Origin of the sequence: Aliidiomarina sedimenti, assembly GCF_003986955.1 — a bacterium.
GTDB classification, from domain to species: domain Bacteria; phylum Pseudomonadota; class Gammaproteobacteria; order Enterobacterales; family Alteromonadaceae; genus Aliidiomarina; species Aliidiomarina sedimenti.
In genome coordinates, this window is record NZ_PIPN01000005.1 from 125,027 (window position 1) to 142,560 (window position 17,534).

15 protein-coding genes, 4 tRNA genes and 1 pseudogene are annotated in these 17,534 nt (G+C 52.8%); 9 read left to right on the top strand and 11 right to left on the bottom strand.

Features of this window, described 5'->3' with window-relative positions:
• Positions 1-239 precede the first annotated feature (239 nt).
• The 6 genes from CWE12_RS11260 to trpA are packed head-to-tail and all read left to right on the top strand — an operon-like array spanning position 240 to position 6,930.
• Positions 240-1,832: an anthranilate synthase component 1 gene (locus tag CWE12_RS11260; RefSeq protein WP_126789814.1), complete on the top strand. Its 1,593-nt coding sequence runs from the start codon at positions 240-242 to the stop codon at positions 1,830-1,832.
• Positions 1,829-2,455, top strand: coding sequence for an anthranilate synthase component II (locus CWE12_RS11265; protein WP_126789815.1), 627 nt, complete (start codon positions 1,829-1,831; stop codon positions 2,453-2,455). The genes CWE12_RS11260 and CWE12_RS11265 overlap by 4 nt, the downstream gene beginning before the upstream one ends.
• Entirely contained in the window at positions 2,443-3,447 is a 1,005-nt protein-coding gene (gene trpD, locus CWE12_RS11270; RefSeq protein WP_126789816.1) for an anthranilate phosphoribosyltransferase, read from the top strand. Before CWE12_RS11265 ends, trpD begins: the two co-directional genes overlap by 13 nt.
• Positions 3,444-4,907: a bifunctional indole-3-glycerol-phosphate synthase TrpC/phosphoribosylanthranilate isomerase TrpF gene (gene trpCF, locus CWE12_RS11275; RefSeq protein ID WP_126789817.1), complete on the top strand. Its 1,464-nt coding sequence runs from the start codon at positions 3,444-3,446 to the stop codon at positions 4,905-4,907. Before trpD ends, trpCF begins: the two co-directional genes overlap by 4 nt.
• A complete protein-coding gene (trpB, locus tag CWE12_RS11280; protein WP_126789818.1) occupies positions 4,904-6,106 on the top strand; it encodes a tryptophan synthase subunit beta in 1,203 nt (400 codons plus the stop codon). Before trpCF ends, trpB begins: the two co-directional genes overlap by 4 nt.
• Positions 6,103-6,930, top strand: coding sequence for a tryptophan synthase subunit alpha (gene trpA, locus CWE12_RS11285; RefSeq protein WP_126789819.1), 828 nt, complete (start codon positions 6,103-6,105; stop codon positions 6,928-6,930). Before trpB ends, trpA begins: the two co-directional genes overlap by 4 nt.
• A gap of 19 nt (positions 6,931-6,949) precedes the next feature.
• On the opposite strand, the gene CWE12_RS11290 is transcribed toward trpA, so the two are convergent.
• Positions 6,950-7,246 carry a hypothetical protein gene (locus tag CWE12_RS11290; protein WP_126789820.1) on the bottom strand — a complete coding sequence of 99 codons (297 nt, stop codon included), beginning with the start codon at positions 7,244-7,246 and terminating at the stop codon, positions 6,950-6,952.
• A 17-nt stretch (positions 7,247-7,263) separates the two neighbouring features.
• Complete coding sequence (locus CWE12_RS11295; protein WP_157981968.1) at positions 7,264-8,385, bottom strand: AI-2E family transporter; 1,122 nt, start codon at positions 8,383-8,385, stop codon at positions 7,264-7,266.
• 138 nt (positions 8,386-8,523) lie between these two features.
• Between CWE12_RS11295 and CWE12_RS11300 the strand changes: the two genes are divergently transcribed.
• Positions 8,524-9,423: a TIGR01777 family oxidoreductase gene (locus tag CWE12_RS11300; protein WP_126789821.1), complete on the top strand. Its 900-nt coding sequence runs from the start codon at positions 8,524-8,526 to the stop codon at positions 9,421-9,423.
• A gap of 19 nt (positions 9,424-9,442) precedes the next feature.
• On the opposite strand, the gene CWE12_RS11305 is transcribed toward CWE12_RS11300, so the two are convergent.
• On the bottom strand, positions 9,443-11,941 hold the full coding sequence (locus CWE12_RS11305; protein WP_126789822.1) for an ABC transporter permease: 2,499 nt from the start codon (positions 11,939-11,941) through the stop codon (positions 9,443-9,445).
• Complete coding sequence (locus CWE12_RS11310; RefSeq protein WP_126789823.1) at positions 11,931-12,611, bottom strand: ABC transporter ATP-binding protein; 681 nt, start codon at positions 12,609-12,611, stop codon at positions 11,931-11,933. The genes CWE12_RS11305 and CWE12_RS11310 overlap by 11 nt, the downstream gene beginning before the upstream one ends.
• On the opposite strand from CWE12_RS11310, the gene CWE12_RS11315 reads away from it, so the two are divergent.
• Positions 12,612-13,244: an arylesterase gene (locus CWE12_RS11315; RefSeq protein WP_241984200.1), complete on the top strand. Its 633-nt coding sequence runs from the start codon at positions 12,612-12,614 to the stop codon at positions 13,242-13,244.
• Positions 13,241-13,558, top strand: a pseudogene (gene folK, locus CWE12_RS13680) (2-amino-4-hydroxy-6-hydroxymethyldihydropteridine diphosphokinase); the annotation flags it as partial. The gene CWE12_RS11315 and the pseudogene folK, both read left to right, overlap by 4 nt.
• A 123-nt stretch (positions 13,559-13,681) precedes the next feature.
• Here the strand turns inward: folK and CWE12_RS11325 are convergent.
• The 7 genes from CWE12_RS11325 to gltX form a co-directional block, all read right to left on the bottom strand.
• Positions 13,682-14,422 (bottom strand): SDR family NAD(P)-dependent oxidoreductase, encoded by a 741-nt coding sequence (locus tag CWE12_RS11325; protein WP_126789825.1) that lies wholly within the window; start codon positions 14,420-14,422, stop codon positions 13,682-13,684.
• Between the two features lie 225 nt (positions 14,423-14,647).
• Positions 14,648-14,723, bottom strand: a tRNA-Glu gene (locus tag CWE12_RS11330).
• 145 nt (positions 14,724-14,868) lie between these two features.
• Positions 14,869-14,944 (bottom strand) — tRNA-Glu (locus CWE12_RS11335).
• A gap of 118 nt (positions 14,945-15,062) precedes the next feature.
• Positions 15,063-15,138 (bottom strand) — tRNA-Glu (locus CWE12_RS11340).
• A gap of 22 nt (positions 15,139-15,160) precedes the next feature.
• Positions 15,161-15,236 (bottom strand) — tRNA-Ala (locus CWE12_RS11345).
• Between the two features lie 208 nt (positions 15,237-15,444).
• On the bottom strand, positions 15,445-16,089 hold the full coding sequence (gene can / locus CWE12_RS11350) for a carbonate dehydratase (protein WP_126789826.1): 645 nt from the start codon (positions 16,087-16,089) through the stop codon (positions 15,445-15,447).
• 1 nt (position 16,090) lies between these two features.
• Positions 16,091-17,500: a glutamate--tRNA ligase gene (gltX, locus tag CWE12_RS11355; protein WP_126789827.1), complete on the bottom strand. Its 1,410-nt coding sequence runs from the start codon at positions 17,498-17,500 to the stop codon at positions 16,091-16,093.
• Between the last annotated feature and the right edge of the window lie 34 nt (positions 17,501-17,534).

The window sequence follows — 17,534 nt, forward strand, 5'->3', positions numbered from 1 at the left end:
GCAAATCGATTCAACAACAGTGCACAACAACCAACCTAACCGTTGGTGGTGGCATCACGCAACTATGCGGGTGCTGTTGTTATCTTTTTGTCTGCAACCAAGCACGTTAGCGCCAACCAGAGCCTAGCGTCAGCAACGAAAAGAAAATCAATAAAAAAGCCCGCAACCTTTGCGGGCTTTTTTATTGAGCCCGGCAGAGGCAGGCGACGACAATCACTTATTAGATTCGGGAAAATACAATGCAGCCGGCAAAAGATATACAACTTGGTTTTGTAGAACCTATTTCTATTCGCCTCGACTACCAGGCCGAACCCCTGAGCGTGCTAAATACACTGGCCACTAAGGATGGGGAGCACCTCTTACTCGAATCAGCCGAAGTCGATTCGAAACAAAACCTGAAAAGTTTGCTGATGGTGGATGCTGCGCTGCGTATTCGCTGTGACGGGCTGCAGGTTGAAGTCAGCGCACTGAGTGACAATGGCACGCCGTTACTCGACTATCTTCAACAGCAACTGCTGGAGCAGCACGGCGACCAGTTTACACTTCAGCGTAATGGCACCGAGTTGAGCATTCATTGTCCGCAAGCCCCCATTCACCTGAATGAGGATGCCCGATTGCAGGCTCCGGGAAACCTGACCCCACTGCGCCTTTTACAACAGTTAGAAAGCACCCGAGCGCACCCGTTTGCAGTGTTTCTCGGCGGCGTCTTCGGCTACGACCTGATCGCCAGTTTCGAAGATTTACCCGCGGTCAGTGCCGGCCATAACAACTGCCCGGATTATCAGTTCTATTTTGCCGAAAGCCTGATTGTCATGGACCACCAGGCGCAGCGTACTGAGCTTATCGCGACACTCATCGGCGGCGACAATCTGGCGCAACGCGAAGAACGGCTGTATCAGCGCATGGGCGAACTAAGCGCCCGTTTACAACGGCCAAAGCCAGTCAGCCCGGTGACCAGCGAAACGCCTGCAACCATTCAGGCAACACCGGACCGGGCAACCTTTGCCCGTCATGTTGAAACACTTAAAGAATCCATTGTCGCCGGTGATATTTTCCAGGTGGTACCGTCCCGCGAATTTAAGTTGCCCTGCCCACATGCGCTCGCCGCTTACCAGCAGCTCAAAGTTGAAAACCCAAGCCCCTACATGTTTTACCTGAAAACACTCGATTTCGAACTTTTCGGTGCATCGCCCGAATCGGCTCTCAAATATACAGCCGCGACCAATCAGGTCGAGCTTTACCCCATTGCAGGTACTCGTATACGCGGAAAAGATAAAGAGGGTAACGTCAGCGCGGATTTAGACTCACGAATTGAACTTGAGCTGCGCAATGATCAAAAAGAGCTGGCCGAGCATATGATGTTAGTGGACCTGGCACGAAATGATTTGGCACGTATCGCAGTTACCGGTAGCCGCTACGTGGCGGACCTGTTGCAGGTGGACCGCTATTCACATGTGATGCATTTAGTCTCTCGGGTAGTCGCCCAACTGCGCCCTGAGCTGGATGCGCTGGACGCATACCGCGCCTGTATGAATATGGGAACCCTGACCGGCGCGCCGAAACTCAGTGCCAGCCGTCTGATCCGCCAGGTCGAACAACAACGTCGTGGAAGTTACGGCGGTGCGGTCGGTTACCTTAACGGCGACGGCGACATGGACACCTGCATTGTTATCCGCTCTGCCCTGGTTCGCGATGGAATGGCGGTGGTGCAGGCTGGCGCCGGGGTGGTCTATGATTCAGACCCAAGCGCAGAAACCAACGAAACTGAAAACAAAGCCCGGGCAGTACTGAATGCCATTCGCCGCAGTCAACAGGGAGGCCAACTGGCATGAACCTACACAAAGGTCGTATATTTCTTCTCGATAATCAGGATAGTTTTGCCTACAACCTGGTCGATGAACTGGCACAACTTGGCTTTAGTCTTGAGGTCTATCGCAACCAGTTGAGTGCCGACGAGATTTTCCGGCACATGGAAAAAGCAGCCCTCAACGAGCCGGTTATGCTTTGCCTGTCACCCGGCCCCGGTCACCCCAGTGCCGCCGGATGTTTGCTTGAGCTGCTGCAGCTGTGTCGTGGCCGCTTTCCGCTACTTGGCATTTGCCTTGGTTTCCAGGCTATGGTTCACCAGGCTGGCGGTGAGGTTGGACGCAGCCGACAGATCATGCACGGCAAGACCAGTTTAATGCAGCTTAGCGAGCATCCGGTCTTTGCCGGCCTTGGCTCACCACTGCAGATCGCCCGTTACCATTCGTTGCAGGCAATAAAAGTGCCCGAGTCGCTGACTGTTATTGCGCAGGTCGATGACATCCCCATGGCCGCCTATGATCAGATAAACGCCTGCATTGGTTATCAGTTTCATCCGGAGTCGATTATGACCACTCAAGGCAGCAGCCTATTACACGCCACAGCAAACTTTTTACTAACTCAAGCGGAGCGTCTGACATGCAACAACTAGCCCGGGTTTTAAACGGTGAAGTACTCGACCAGGTTGAGACAGACACCATGTTCTCCTACCTGATCCAGGGGCGGATGACCGACGCACAGATCGCTGGCATGCTGCTGGCGATGAAAATTCGTGGAGAAACCCCAGCTGAGATAGCTGGCGCCGCACAGGCATTGCGCCGGGCGGCTAAGCCGTTCCCACGCCCTGACTACACCATTGCCGATACCTGCGGCACTGGCGGTGATGGCTCCAATACGATCAATATTTCCACCGCCGCCGCCGTTGTCGCTGCCAGTATGGGCGTCGCGGTAGCTAAGCATGGTAATAGAAGCGTGTCCTCCCGGTCGGGCTCAGCGGATGTGCTGGAAGCGATGAAAATACCGCTCGACGGGCCACCGGATGAAGCGCGTAGCATGCTCGATAATTACAACTTTTGTTTTCTCTTTGCCCCCCATTACCATCCTGGCTTTAAACACGCCATGCCGGCGCGCCAGGAACTGAAAACACGGACCCTGTTTAACCTGTTAGGGCCGCTGATAAACCCGGCCCAGCCCGACGTGCAATTGCTCGGCGTGTACCGGCCTGAACTGTGTGAACCGGTTGCGCAGACCTTGCAGCTTCTCGGTTGTAAGCGGGCCATGGTGGTGCACGGCAGCGGTCTCGATGAGCTGGCACTGCATGCACCAACCAAAGTGGTGGAAGTGAATGGTGCTGACGTAAGCAGCTATGAACTGACACCGGCTGATTTTGGTGTTTCGCCCGCCCCGGTCAGTGACCTTAAGGGCGGCGATGCGAATATGAACGCCCGCTTGCTGAACGAAGTATTCCGTGGCGAAGGACCCTCAGCGCATCGTCATGCGATTGCAATGAACGTAGCCGCTCTGCTTCATATGACGGGCCGTGCCGACAACTTTAAAGACGCGACCGAGGAAGCGCTGACCCATATTGATAGCGGCGCCGTGGCAACCCACCTGCAACACATGCAATACGGAGTTGCACTATGAACAGGCCAGCAACTAACTCGCAGCAGCCAAGTATTCTGCAGCAAATAGTCACTCAGCGTCGCCAGCGTATTGCTGAACTGGCTGAGGTGTATTCCCAGGCCGGACTATATCAGGCAATTCAACAGCAGCAGCGGCCCCGTCGCAGCCTCACAGGCCAGTTACGACGTAGCGACAAAGGGTTTATTCTTGAATGCAAAAAGGCCTCGCCATCGAAAGGTCTGATCCGGGCCGACTTTGATCCGGTTGCTATCGCCCGGATCTATCAGCCTCATGCCGCGGCAATTTCGGTACTGACCGAGCCTGACTACTTTGAAGGGGATTTTGCCTATTTGCAGGCGGTCAGCCGCGAAGTGCAAATTCCGGTCCTGTGCAAGGACTTTATCGTGGAGCCGCTGCAGTTGTATCTTGCCCGCTACTTTGGTGCTGACGCGGTGCTGCTGATGCTCTCAATACTTGATGATGACGACTATCGAACCTTAAGTGACCTGGCTGGCAAGCTCGGTCTTGAGGTACTAACCGAAGTTAGTACGGAAGCAGAAATGCACCGGGCTGCTGCATTAAACGCGCCTGTTATTGGCATTAATCATCGTAACCTGCATGATCTCAGTATTGACCTGAATCGCAGTCAGCGTCTGGCCGCACTCGCGCCGAAAGACGCCTTGCTGATTGCAGAATCCGGTATTACTGAACACAGCCAGGTGCGCGCGCTCGGCGCTTTCGTCGACGGCTTCCTGGTCGGTAGCCATTTAACCGCCCAGGCTGATATTGACCGCGCCTGCCGCCAACTGATTTATGGCGAGCATAAAGTGTGCGGTCTTACCTCACCTGCCGACGCGCTCATGGCGGCAACAGCGGGTGCCCGCTACGGCGGTCTTATCTTCGCCGAAGGCTCGCCGCGTCAACTCACTATCACCCAGGCCAAAGGCATTTGCCAGCAAGTACCCGCGCTGGATTATGTCGCTGTGGTGACCACTGATGCAGTGAACGATATCGTTCAGTTAGCCGAGTCACTGCCATTGAGTGCTATTCAACTGCATGGTCAGCAGCCCCTTGCGGTGGTCGAAGCAGTGCGCCAGCAACTCCCCACGACCACCGCCCTTTGGTATGCCATCGACATGGCTAACCAGGAGGCCGCAGACTTTTTTAACTGGCCAGTGGAGCGTCTGGTGCTCGACAATGGCCGTGGTGGCAGTGGCCAGTCATTTGACTGGCAAAAACTGAATACACTGACCGAGACCCAGCGCCAGCAATGTCTGTTGGCTGGCGGTATTGGTGCTGACAACGTCCGCGACGCGATGGCAACTGGCTGTCGGGGGCTGGATCTAAACTCAGCAGTCGAATACAAGCCAGGTCAAAAAGATGCAGCCGCACTTAATTTAGTCTTTACCCGTTTGAGTCATTATTTTCGCAGTTCCGCTCAAACACTTTCTTCGCTTAGTTCAAAGGACATCAACTCATGAGTAGTCAAGACAAAAAGCTGGACCCTTATTTCGGAGAGTTTGGTGGTCAGTATGTACCTGAAATTCTATTACCTGCACTGGACCAGCTCGAGCAGGCATTTATTGACGCTCAGCAGGACGACCTGTTTCGAGCTGAATTTAACGACCTGTTGAAGAATTACCTGGGTCGTCCAACGCCACTAAGCCTGTGCCGCAACCTGCCCCGCACCGGGCGCAGTAAGATCTACCTGAAACGCGAAGATCTGCTGCATGGCGGCGCCCACAAAACCAATCAGGTACTCGGTCAGGCATTATTGGCCAAACGCATGGGTAAACACCGTATTATTGCCGAAACCGGCGCCGGTCAGCATGGTACGGCGACTGCATTGGCGTGCGCCCTGCTCGACCTGGAATGTATTATTTATATGGGCAAGAAGGATGTTGAACGGCAGCAGCCTAATGTCTTCCGCATGGAGCTGATGGGGGCTAAGGTGGTACCCGTTGACAGTGGTAGTGGCACGTTGAAAGACGCCGTTAATGAAGCCTTGCGCGACTGGACGGCAAGCTATCAAAGCACACATTATTTACTTGGTACCGCCGCTGGGCCACACCCCTTCCCGACCATTGTGCGTGAATTCCACCGTATGATTGGTGAGGAATCGAAACGGCAGATAATCGATCAGGCCGGGCGCCTGCCAGACGAAGTGATTGCCTGTGTTGGCGGCGGCTCCAATGCAATTGGCATGTTTGCCGACTTTATCAACGAACGTGAGGTTCGTTTAACGGGGGTCGAGCCGGGCGGCAAAGGGCTTAGTTCGATGCAGCATGGTGCTACGCTGAGCGCCGGAAAACCGGGTCTGTTGCACGGTTGCTACTCGTTTTTAATGCAGACCGATGAAGGTCAGATTGAAGAGTCGTATTCAGTATCAGCCGGGCTTGACTACCCGGGGGTCGGCCCTCAACACGCTCATCTGCATGCCACCGGCCGCGCCCAGTATGTCTCGGTCACTGACGATGAAGCGTTAGAGGCTTTTAAATTGCTAAGTGCCCATGAAGGGATTATTCCCGCGCTGGAAAGTGCTCACGCCCTCGCCTATGCCATCAAGGTCGCTGAAACCAGTAAAGAACCACAAATTTTGCTGGTCAACCTATCCGGCCGTGGCGACAAGGACATTGATCATGTACGTAAAATATTTGCCAGCCAGGAGGCGTCGAAATGAGTCAGACACCCTTTGTTAGCGAACGCTATGCCGCTATGTTCAAACGCCTCGGTGAAGCCGGCCAGGGTGCCTTTATTCCGTTTGTGACTTTAGGTGACCCGGATCTTGAACAAAGTGAAGCGATTATAAAAACACTGATTGATAACGGTGCCGATGCACTCGAGCTGGGCTTTCCGTTTTCTGACCCTGTCGCCGACGGCCCGACCATTCAACGTGCATCGATCCGGGCGCTGCAGGCGCAGATGTCCGTCGATAAGTGTTTTGCGTTGCTCAAACGTATTCGCCAGTACAACGCCGACATCCCAATTGGCTTGCTGGTCTATGGCAATCTGATTATGGCTCAGGGACGCGAGCATTTTTACCAGCGCTGCGCCGAAAACGGAGTGGATTCAGTATTGGCGGCTGATATCCCAGTGCGGGAAGGCAAAACTTTTCAACAGGCGGCTAACCAGGCCCATATCGCCCAGGTTTTTATTGCGCCACCTGACGCGACTCCGATGACATTGCAGCGTATTGCGGCCCATAGCCAGGGTTATATCTACCTGCTTAGTCGTGCCGGTGTGACCGGCGCTAATGCAACGCTTCAGCTACCTGCAGGTAAGCTAATTGACTACCTCAGGCAACAGGGAGGCGCGCCGGCGGTGCTTGGTTTCGGAATTTCGGCGCCAGAGCACGTTCGCCAGGCTATTGAGGCTGGGGCGGCCGGCGCTATCAGTGGCTCGGCGGTGGTTCAGCGGATTGAACAGCATCTGGATGACAAAACGGCAATGCTGGCGAGTCTTGCTGAATTTATTGGCAACATGAAAGCAGCTACCATTAAGTAGTACTTAAAAAAGGCGCCTGCTAGGCCCAGGCGTCTATCAGGTTACCCACGGCCCCGACTCCGCGGGGCTTATTAACACCGCTTTCCATCGAGGCTCCCTGATTGATCTCAGGCGGTGGAGGACCAATACGGTTGATCTGGTCATTGGTGACCCGTGTCAGTTCAGCGCGCGGGGCATTGCGCATGCTGGCAAGGCGCGCATCGTTCTGCACATCCGACTGTCGCTGGCGGAATACATCCGGCCCTGTTTTAACCCGGCTATTCTGTGCAGACCGTCCTTGTGAGACTGTATTTTCCGGGACCATGTTACTCGACACTAGGTTAGCTCCTGGCTTTACTGCCTTTTCGTTTCCGCCGGTTCAGCCATGACGTGTGTATTTTCGAGACTTGCAGCCCCGCTTCCTTTTTCGTTATCGGCCATTCTCAGAATTTCATCACCAGCGAGTGCAATTGCCAGCCAACGTGTACTATCGCTCTCCATTAAGGCAATCTTCACAACCATGGTTAAAGGAACCGACAGCAGCATACCGACGGGGCCCAGCATCCAGCCCCAGAACAACAAAGATAAGAACACGACCAGAGTAGAAAGACCAAGTCCACGGCCCATCACTCTCGGTTCAATAATGTTACCCATAATGACATTCACCGCCAGATAAAGCAGCGCAACGGCACCGGCAATCCATGGGTTGTATTGGATCAAGGCCATAATTATCGCAGGCACAGAGGCGAGAATAGAACCAATATTTGGAATGTAATTAAACAGAAAGGCGACCACACCCCAGAGTAAATAGTGGTCAATGTTCATCAGCCATAAACTAAACCCTATCAGCACCCCGGTAAACAAACTGATCAGCGTCTTCAGTGCCAGGTACTTATTGATGGCATGCAAAATTGCACCGACATTGCCCATCGTCCGTTCCGGATGTTTAATGGCAAGGCGTATTTTAGCTGGCACTATGCGCGCTTCGCCTATCATAAACACCATAATTAATAACACGATAACGAAACTGGCCATGAAGTTACCGACACCGCTGAGCATATTCACGGTGAGGTTAATGGCGCGGGACGGGTCGAGCTGGGACTGCAACAGTTCCCAGTTGAGCGAAATATTGTAGGATTCAGCCTGCGCCACTAACCATTCAAACTGGGCGGCGCTGCGGTCGCGATACTCTGGCAGCTTCTGGGTAAATTCATTGACGGACTGTACAACCAACCCTGTCAGCAATAAAACAATGATCGCAATGACTCCGACGACCGGCAGTAAGGCCAGAAAACGCGGTAGACCCTGGCGATGAAACCATTCAATCAACGGGTGACAAATAATCGCTATAAACAATGCCAGCAAAACCGGTACGACGACGACACTGGCGGCCTGCACACCTGCCAGAACCACCACAATGGCAGCCATGGTAAACAATATCTTTCCGGCCGAAGTAATCTGAGCTGAGTTGTTCATCGTAATCCTTACTGAGGTTAAGCGCTGGCTATGCACGACAATGAAAACAGTGTACGCAAGCTGATGCGTTTGAGCAATGTGAGCGAAAAGCTGCTTTACTTGAACCAAGTCACTGAGCACAACAACATAGGCATGTTCATGAAACTATTAATAACAGGCGCAACCGGTCTTATCGGGACAGCGCTGTATAAAAAATTACGCAATCAGCACCAGTTAACGGTGTTAACCCGCAACGCAAACAAGGCCTATCAGAAACTAGGCCATGATATCGAGGTCATTACTCAGCTCAGCGAGCTGAACGACCTCAACCAGTTTGATGCAGTGATCAATTTAGCCGGTGAGCCTATTGCAGACAAACGCTGGAGTAATGGCCAGAAGCGACGAATTGAACAGAGCCGCTGGCAGATTACTGAGCAATTAGCGCATTTGTTCGAAGCCAGTGATCAGCCACCCGGGGTGCTGATCTCCGGTTCAGCTATTGGCTACTATGGTCGCCAGGGTCGCGAGCCCGTCACCGAGGACAGCCACAAGGTTCACGATGAGTTTACTCATCGTTTATGCGCCCACTGGGAAGCCCTTGCGATACAGGCCGAGTCGGACAAAACCCGGGTATGTCTGCTGCGAACCGGTATCGTGCTGGCCCAGGATGGCGGAGCCTTGCAGCGCATGGCTCTGCCATTTAAATTCGGCTTCGGTGGCCCGATCGGCGATGGTAAACAAATGATGTCATGGATTCACCTCGACGACATGGTCGATCTCATTCTTTACCTGCTGAATAACGAGGAATGCAAAGGTCCATATAATGCTACGGCGCCCAACCCCGTCAGCAATGAAGAATTCAGCCGCACCCTGGCCCGGGTACTCAACCGGCCTTGTCTGTTGCGGGTTCCCGCTGTGGTAATGCGGGCCTTGCTCGGTGAAATGGCCGATATGATCCTGACCGGTCAGGCAGTACTTCCGGAGCGTATCCAGCAACACGGGTTTGAATTCCGCCACAGTACCGTGCGAGACGCCTTGCAACAATGCTGCAAGGCGTAAACTCGAGCCACCACTGCCATCAGCTAAGCCGGCGGATCAGCCCCGCTGCATTCTGGGCCAGTAGCCGGGCGCAGACCGCCTTGCCTAACAAGGCAACAATGGTGGCGCCTAATACCGGCCCCAGAATCCAGAAACGCCAGTGGATACTGGGTTGCATCGCAAAGACCTGGGTTTGCAGCAGAAACACCGACAACTCCATCGCGACCGCCGCAATAAGGCCCGCCAGCGCTCCTAAAATAACAAACTCATAAGTCACAGCCCGGGACAGTAACTTGCCCGGTGCACCCAGGGTGCGCAGAATCACCAGTTCCTTTTCGCGCTCTTCCAGGGTCGCCTGTACCTGCGCCACCAGCACCAGCGCACCCGCTAAGACCACCAGCACCAGTACGAAAGTAATCGCCAGTGAGACCTGCTCAATAACTTCACGCAACTGACCAATAATGGTATCAACATCAATCAGCGAGACCTGGGGGAAGTTACGAAACAGTTCATAGAGTTCATCGCTTCGCTCTGGCGCCAGATAAAAACTGGCAATGTAAGTTGCCGAACTGGTCTGCAATGTGGCCGGATCAAAAATCATATAGAAATTCGGCTGCATCGTATTCCAGTCGACTTCACGAATACTACTCACCGGCACACTAAACTCATCGCCCCCCACCGAGAAGCGCAGCTCGTCGCCCACGGCCAGGTTGAGTCGTTCCGCTACTTGCGACTCAACAGAGACTGAACCTGTCTCGTCCTCGCTAAACCAGTTACCCTCAGTGAGGTTATTATTCGGTGGCAGATCAGCGCGCCAGGTTAACTGCAGCTCGCGGCCAAAGCCTTCCCGAAACTCACTGGCATCACGTTCTTCTTTGCTCACTGCGTCGCGCACCAGTTCATCGTTAATCGCCATCAGCCGACCCGGCACAATCGGGTACAAATCAGTCGCCGAGATCTGTTCCCGCTCAAACATAGCGTTCAGTTCGGCAACCTGGTCATCGGCGACATTGACGACGAAATAATTAGGCGCATCATCGGGCAATTGATTTTGCCAGTCAGCAAGCAGCTCGTTACGCAACGCCAGAACCAACAGGAAAAGCATCAGGGCGGTGGCAAAGCTAATCATCTGCACTGAATTCTGTTTGGCACGACGCTGCATTCCTGCCATTGCTAAACGCCAACTACTGCCCGCCTGCATGCCTGCCGTGCGACTAGCGCGGATAAACAGGCGACTAATCCCGAGCAATACCAGCACCGCCATCGACCCGCCGGCAAACAAGGCTGCCGACAGCAACCAGCTGGAGGAATACACCACCATTAATATATAAATAGTGCCGCCCCCGATCAGCCACTGCAGCCAGGCACGCAGACTCGACTGCGCAAGGTCACGTTGCAGCACTCGCAATGGCGGAACCTTAATCAGCCGCAGTAACGGATAGAGGCTGAACATAAGCGCACAGAGCAGGCCCGTTCCGATGGCCAGAACATACGGACCGCTACCAGCGGCCGGCAGGCTTTGTTCAAGATATGCAGCAACAAAGTAGATCACGCCAGCCTGCAACAGGTAACCCAGCAGCGTACCCAGGGCGATACTAAAGACCGTCAACAGCAACAAATGGAGGGTGAAAATACGCGAAATCAGACCGCGCGATCCACCCAGTGTTTTCATAATGGCCACCGCATCGTAATTGCGCTGACAATAGCGCTGAGCGGCGACTGCCACTGCTGTGGCGGCTAACACCACGCCCAGCAGGCTGGCCAGCAGCATGAACTGTTCAGCCCGCTGCAGTGAGCTTGCCAGCGGTGTGTCACCGTCGGTGATTCCCTGCCAGCGCTGAGTCACATCATCGAGTTGTGGCAGTAGCCAGCTTTCAAAACGTTCGATATCGGCGTTGTCGCCGGCAAATAAGTAATGGTAATTAACCCGGCTACCAGGTTGAATCAAGCCAGTCGCGGCGAGATCATCATAGCCAATCAACACATTTGGACTGTCAGTAAACACATTCAGCCCGGAATCTGGTTCGTGGGTCAGAACCTGAGTCACGGTGAATTCGCTGTTACCAATTTCAAGCGTATCACCCAAGGCTAATTCAAGTCGCTGAAAAAGCTGTGACGCCACCCAGGCTTCACCGGACTGAGGCAACTCGTCGGTCGGCGCACCTTCCGCGAATGCCTGACTGCCGACTTCAAGCTGGCCGCGCAACGGGTATTCGCTGCTGACTGCTTTAATATCGACCAGTGCCATATCACTCGCTGCAAAGGCCATTGAATTGAAACTGGTTCGCCGTGCCCAGCGCAAGCCTTCGTCGCTGGCTTGCTGCAACCACTCTGTGTTCACTTCGTCGCGTGAACGAAGCACCCGATCCGCGGCAAGAAATTCTGCACTTCGCTCCAGTAAACCAGCCTGCAGACGCTCGGAAAACAACGACAGCGAGAGGACGGCGCAAACCGACAGCGCGATGGCTGCAGCCATGATCGTCAGTTCACCACGTCTCAGTTCATGCTGTAGTAAACGCCAGGATATTTTATGCCACATCGACTGACTGCTCCTTCAGTTCACCTGCCTGCATCTCCAGCACGCGATCGCATTTTTGTGCCAGCGTGGTGTCGTGAGTGACCATCACCAGCGTAGTACCCTGTGCTTTGTTCATCTCGAACAGTAATGCCTCCACCGTATGCCCGGTGGTGCTGTCGAGATTACCGGTCGGTTCATCAGCAAAGAGAATTTTAGGCTGGCCAATAAATGCCCGGGCAATAGCAACGCGCTGTTGTTCACCACCAGACAATTGATTCGGATAATGGGTTAAACGTTCACCCAGGCCGACCTTGCCAAGCAACTCCCGCGCCTGAGCTTCGGCATCTTTACGCCCGGCCAGCTCGGCGGGTAGCATGACGTTTTCCAGTGCAGTCAGGCTTGGAATCAACAGAAATGACTGAAAAATAAAACCGACTTTATCCGCGCGTATTTTTGCCCGCTGCTCCTCATCCAAATCGCCTAAATTTTCGTTATCTATAAGGACCTGACCTGTAGTAGCAATATCCAGCCCGGCCAGGAGTGACAACAAGGTGGATTTACCAGAGCCGGAAGCCCCCACAATGGCGACGCTTTCACCAGCTTTAATAGCAAGAGTAATTGCGTGTAGAATGGTGAGTGGACCTGCACTGGTCTCAACTTTTTTCGAAACAGCGGTGGTTTGAATAATCATATGATGAAAAAATTCCTTTATGTCGGCTCAATGCTCGTGCTTTTGCTGGTTATACGGCCGGCAAGCGCAAATGTTTCACTTTTAATTTTTGGTGACAGCCTGAGTGCTGGCTATGGCATTTCTCAAGCCGACACCTGGGTCGCTGAAATCGAACGCCGCTGGCAACAGGACTATCCAGAGTACAGTATTATTAACGCCAGTATTAGCGGTGACACCACTCAGGGCGGGTTAAGACGCCTTGCCGAGGTGGTCGAACGCCATCAACCAGACGCCGTTTTTATTGAACTTGGCGGCAATGACGGCTTACGTGGATTTCAAATCGACAGTATTCGCAGCAACCTGAGCGAAATGATTCACTATCTGCAAAACCGTGATATCCATGTGGCACTCAGCCAGATCGAGATCCCGCCCAATATGGGTCCACGCTACACGGATCAGTTTCGTAGCTTATTTGCTAACATTGCCGAGCAGCATAATGTCGAGCTGGTGCCCTTTTTCATGCTTGATATTGCCACTGACCCCGGGTTGATGCAAAGCGATGGCATTCACCCCAACCTGCAGGCCCAGGAGGCCATTGCTGATATCATGGAACCCCAGTTGCGGGCTATCGCTGAACAGGCAGCCAGCGAATGACAGCGCGCTATTGCTACTTCCTCGGACTTGGCAGTAATCTGCAACCCACCTCTAATTTGCAGACAGCGCTACACAAACTGCAAGCACAGTTTGCGCAGATAATCCTGTGGCCAATAATTGAAACCGAGCCTGTCTCGATTGAAAGCCAGCGAATATTCCTCAACACACTGGTCGTGGTAAGAAGTAACTGGACACCAGAGCAGTTAAAAAGCTGGTGCAATGAACTTGAGGAAAGCCTGGGGCGGAACCGTAAAGATCCGCTAAGCAGTATCAAAGACCGGCCGCTTGATATTGATATCCTGGCCCAGCAAAGTCAGTTAAACCTCAGCGTCCTCGAATGCTTTACTGAACCCTATGTTCGTCAGGTGATTGCCTCAGCGGAGCGAGCAACAGACCAGAGCCCGACGACTCACCCTGTTTCCTTGTGGGGACACCAGTTAGGCCAGCGAGCGGCCACCGTCTACCCGAACCACGCTGGCGGTCATATAATGGTTGTCGAGGATAGCGTAGATCGCCTTTTCCAGTGCTTCGAAGCCCCCCTCGACCGCGAGCAGAGTCTCTGCTAAGACTTTAGATTGTTCACCCGCACTATGCTCGGGTAAAAACTTAACTGGTCCCGGCTGAATCGCGTTCACCCGCACCTTAGGTGCCAGCCGCTTGGCAAAACTCTTCATCAAGTTTTCTGAGCCCGCTTTCGTTGAGCAGTACAGTGCATAGTCAGCATTGGGATTATCGACATAAATATCAGTGATATGAATCACATTGCCATGGTCCAGAATGCTCTGCGCAAGCAGCTCGCTTAAGCTGCTATTAAGGCGTGCGGGCAACTTCATGTGGATCTGATAAAGAGCGTCGTAGAAGTCTTCCAGCTGCCCTTCATGGGCACTGTCTTTTTCATAAATAGAGGCATTGTGGAGTAACAGCTCAATGTGCTTAGTGTGCTGCTGGATAGTCTCAATCGCGTGACTGACGCTGGCGTCATCAAGTGCATCAAACTCAACACCAATTAGCTTATTCGGGTCTGTGGCGGTGTCATTCGTTAGCGTAGCAAGTTCTCCGCTGAAGCTGCGTGTCAGCACTATCACTTTCCAGCCGTTGGCTAACAACGATCGGGTCATATGCAGCCCAAGTCGCTGGCTTGCACCACTGATTATTGCTACGGGGGATGTTACTGCCATGCCGGCGCCTCACTCAACTTGTTTGGTTTAAGGCATTGTATACGAACAACTTAACGACTTGGATGTTGAAACAAAAGAATTGTTGGCAGGTAAGATTTCAAGAAGTGGCGTCCCCAAGGGGATTCGAACCCCTGTTACCGCCGTGCCAAAGGTTCAGCGCGGTGTCCTCAAGACAACGCCTTCACGGCAACGCTCAAACAGAGAAATAGGTATGAATTCAAGAAGTGGCGTCCCCAAGGGGATTCGAACCCCTGTTACCGCCGTGAAAGGGCGGTGTCCTAGGCCTCTAGACGATGGGGACCCTGGACTGCTGTTGCTATTGAAAGTGGCGTCCCCAAGGGAATTCGTACCCCTGATATTGCCGTGCCAAAGGTTGGCGCGGTGTCCCTGGGGCACCGCCTCACGGCGGCCAATCTCACGGCATGTGCCGTTGTTCATATTGAAAGTGGCGTCCCCAAGGGGATTCGAACCCCTGTTACCGCCGTGAAAGGGCGGTGTCCTAGGCCTCTAGACGATGGGGACGCAAAATTTCAATCGCTGTTAACTAAGTCACGTTTACCTTGTGTTGCCCTTGCGCTGTTTTACTCGCACTCACGCATACCACAAGATCTTCTTCTTAATGCCAAAGGCACTTAAAAGATGGCGTCCCCAAGGGGATTCGAACCCCTGTTACCGCCGTGAAAGGGCGGTGTCCTAGGCCTCTAGACGATGGGGACCCGGACTCAGTCATGACAGGTTTGGTGGAGCTAAGCGGGATCGAACCGCTGACCTCTTGCATGCCATGCAAGCGCTCTCCCAGCTGAGCTATAGCCCCATCCTGATAAACAATCGCTTCACCGATTGCTTTACCCTGACAGCGGGGCGAATTATAAGGGTCACTAAAAAACTGTCAATACTTTTTTCGTAACTTCTTTCTATTCGGTCAATTTTTTAACAATTCGACGCAAAAACAATCAAAAAGCGGCGTTTTGACAAGTTTTCTTTCAGCTAAGCGAGCCCGCAAGCGAATTCGTTATCGTTGCTTAACACTCACCATTTGGACAGTCAAAATGGTAGATCCGCTCAACCCCTTCGCGGTCCGACATAGTCACGTCAAGGTCGCGAACCAGGCCGTCTTTTACGCTGTATATCCAGCCATGAATAGTGAGCTCCTGGCCACGATTCCAGGCTTCCTGGATAGTGTGACTTTTGGCCAGGTTACGGACCTGTTCGATGACGTTCAGCTCACATAAGCGATCTAATCGCGGATCATACGGCAAACCTTCTAGCTCTCGCCGATTCTCACGGAAAATGTCTTTGATCGGAAACAGCCAGTTATCAACCAGGCCGTGTGCGCTGTTGTCCATCGCCGCCGCCACACCACCACAGCCATAGTGGCCAACGACAAGGATATGTTTAACTTTCAGGGCGTCTACCGCAAATTGCACCACAGACAGGCAATTAAAGTCAGTTTGTACAATCTGATTAGCCACATTCCGATGCACAAAAAGTTCACCAGGCGCCATTCCTACGATCTGATTTGCAGGCACCCGACTGTCAGAACAGCCAATCCAAAGGTACTCAGGTTTTTGCTGATTGACCAGGCGGTTGAAGAAATCAGGATCTTCTTCAATCTTACGCTTGGCCCACTCCTTATTGTTATTAATGAGTTCTTTTACTTTCGGCATTTTAGCTTTGCTCCTCCCGCGCTTTTATAAATTCTAACGCCAGGTTAATCCGTGCCACCACGGTTGCTTGTGGTAATGCAGCCAATGTCGCATCCAGTGAGGGTGAATTACCACCGCCAGTGGCAGCTACACGTAATGGCATACCAACTTTACCCATACCAATATCAAGCTCACTACAGGTAGCCTGAATGGCCTGCTGAATGCCGTCCTGGTTCCATGACGTCAATTCAGCTAGTTTATCGCGAACCAGAGCTAAAGCTGCTCCGGCCACTGGACGCAAATGCTTTTTCGCGGCACCAGCTTCAAATTCAGTCACTTGCTCAAAGAAATAGCGACTAATCTCAGCCATTTCTTTCAACGTTTTAACACGTTCCGCCTGCAGGCTGACAATGTCAGTCAGCGCTGGGCCGTCACTGGTATCGACCCCTAGCTTATTAAAATGCCAGGCAAGCTCGGTAGCAACTTCGTCGGCGGGCAGTGACTTCATATAATGCTGGTTCAGCCAGTTCAATTTTTCGGTATTAAATGCCGAGGCCGCCTTGTTGATATCCGACAATTTGAACAACTTAATCATCTCATCAACCGAAAAGACTTCCTGGTCACCATGGGACCAACCGAGCCGAACCAGATAGTTCAACAATGCCTGCGGTAAGTACCCGTTGTCACGGTATTCCATGACACTTACCGCGCCATGGCGCTTTGACAGTTTCTTACCGTCGTCGCCGAGAATCATCGATACATGAGCATACTCAGGCACAGGCGCGCCAAGTGCTTTGAGAATGTTAATCTGCCGCGGTGTATTGTTGATATGGTCTTCGCCGCGGACGACATGAGTGATCCCCATATCCCAGTCATCAACGACAACACAAAAGTTGTAGGTCGGCGTGCCATCAGTGCGCGCAATAATCAGGTCATCCAGTTCCTGATTGGAAAATTCGATGCGTCCACGTACATGGTCATCGAAGATCACAGACCCCTCTTGCGGGTTACGAAAACGGATAACATAGGGCTTACCCGGCTGTTCTTCCTGATCGCGACAGGCACCGTCGTAACGAGGTTTCTCACCTGCAGCCATTTGCTCTTCACGCATTTTCTCGAGCCGCTCAATTGAGCAGTAACATTTATAGGCTTTGCCTTCGTCAAGCAAACGGTCGATCAGTTGCTGATAGCGTTCAAAACGCTGAGTCTGATAATAAGGCCCTTCGTCGTAATCCAGCCCCAGCCACTGCATACCTTCAAGAATCGCATCAATCGCCGGTTGAGTTGAACGTTCGCGGTCCGTATCTTCTATCCGTAGAATAAATTTACCGCCCGCAGCTTTCGCCACCAGCCAGGAGTAAAGAGCGGTACGAGCTCCACCAACATGCAAATAACCAGTAGGACTTGGCGCAAAACGAGAGACTATGCTCATAGAAACTTAACCTTGAGATTCACGTGAATGTATA

Coding starts and splice junctions, on each gene's coding strand:
- CWE12_RS11260 (WP_126789814.1), top strand. CDS start 240: ATGCAGCCGGCAAAAGATATACAACTTGGTTTTGTAGAACCTATTTCT.
- CWE12_RS11265 (WP_126789815.1), top strand. CDS start 1,829: ATGAACCTACACAAAGGTCGTATATTTCTTCTCGATAATCAGGATAGT.
- trpD (WP_126789816.1), top strand. CDS start 2,443: ATGCAACAACTAGCCCGGGTTTTAAACGGTGAAGTACTCGACCAGGTT.
- trpCF (WP_126789817.1), top strand. CDS start 3,444: ATGAACAGGCCAGCAACTAACTCGCAGCAGCCAAGTATTCTGCAGCAA.
- trpB (WP_126789818.1), top strand. CDS start 4,904: ATGAGTAGTCAAGACAAAAAGCTGGACCCTTATTTCGGAGAGTTTGGT.
- trpA (WP_126789819.1), top strand. CDS start 6,103: ATGAGTCAGACACCCTTTGTTAGCGAACGCTATGCCGCTATGTTCAAA.
- CWE12_RS11295 (WP_157981968.1), bottom strand. CDS start 8,385: ATGAACAACTCAGCTCAGATTACTTCGGCCGGAAAGATATTGTTTACC.
- CWE12_RS11300 (WP_126789821.1), top strand. CDS start 8,524: ATGAAACTATTAATAACAGGCGCAACCGGTCTTATCGGGACAGCGCTG.
- CWE12_RS11305 (WP_126789822.1), bottom strand. CDS start 11,941: ATGTGGCATAAAATATCCTGGCGTTTACTACAGCATGAACTGAGACGT.
- CWE12_RS11310 (WP_126789823.1), bottom strand. CDS start 12,611: ATGATTATTCAAACCACCGCTGTTTCGAAAAAAGTTGAGACCAGTGCA.
- CWE12_RS11315 (WP_241984200.1), top strand. CDS start 12,612: ATGATGAAAAAATTCCTTTATGTCGGCTCAATGCTCGTGCTTTTGCTG.
- CWE12_RS11325 (WP_126789825.1), bottom strand. CDS start 14,422: ATGGCAGTAACATCCCCCGTAGCAATAATCAGTGGTGCAAGCCAGCGA.
- can (WP_126789826.1), bottom strand. CDS start 16,089: ATGCCGAAAGTAAAAGAACTCATTAATAACAATAAGGAGTGGGCCAAG.
- gltX (WP_126789827.1), bottom strand. CDS start 17,500: ATGAGCATAGTCTCTCGTTTTGCGCCAAGTCCTACTGGTTATTTGCAT.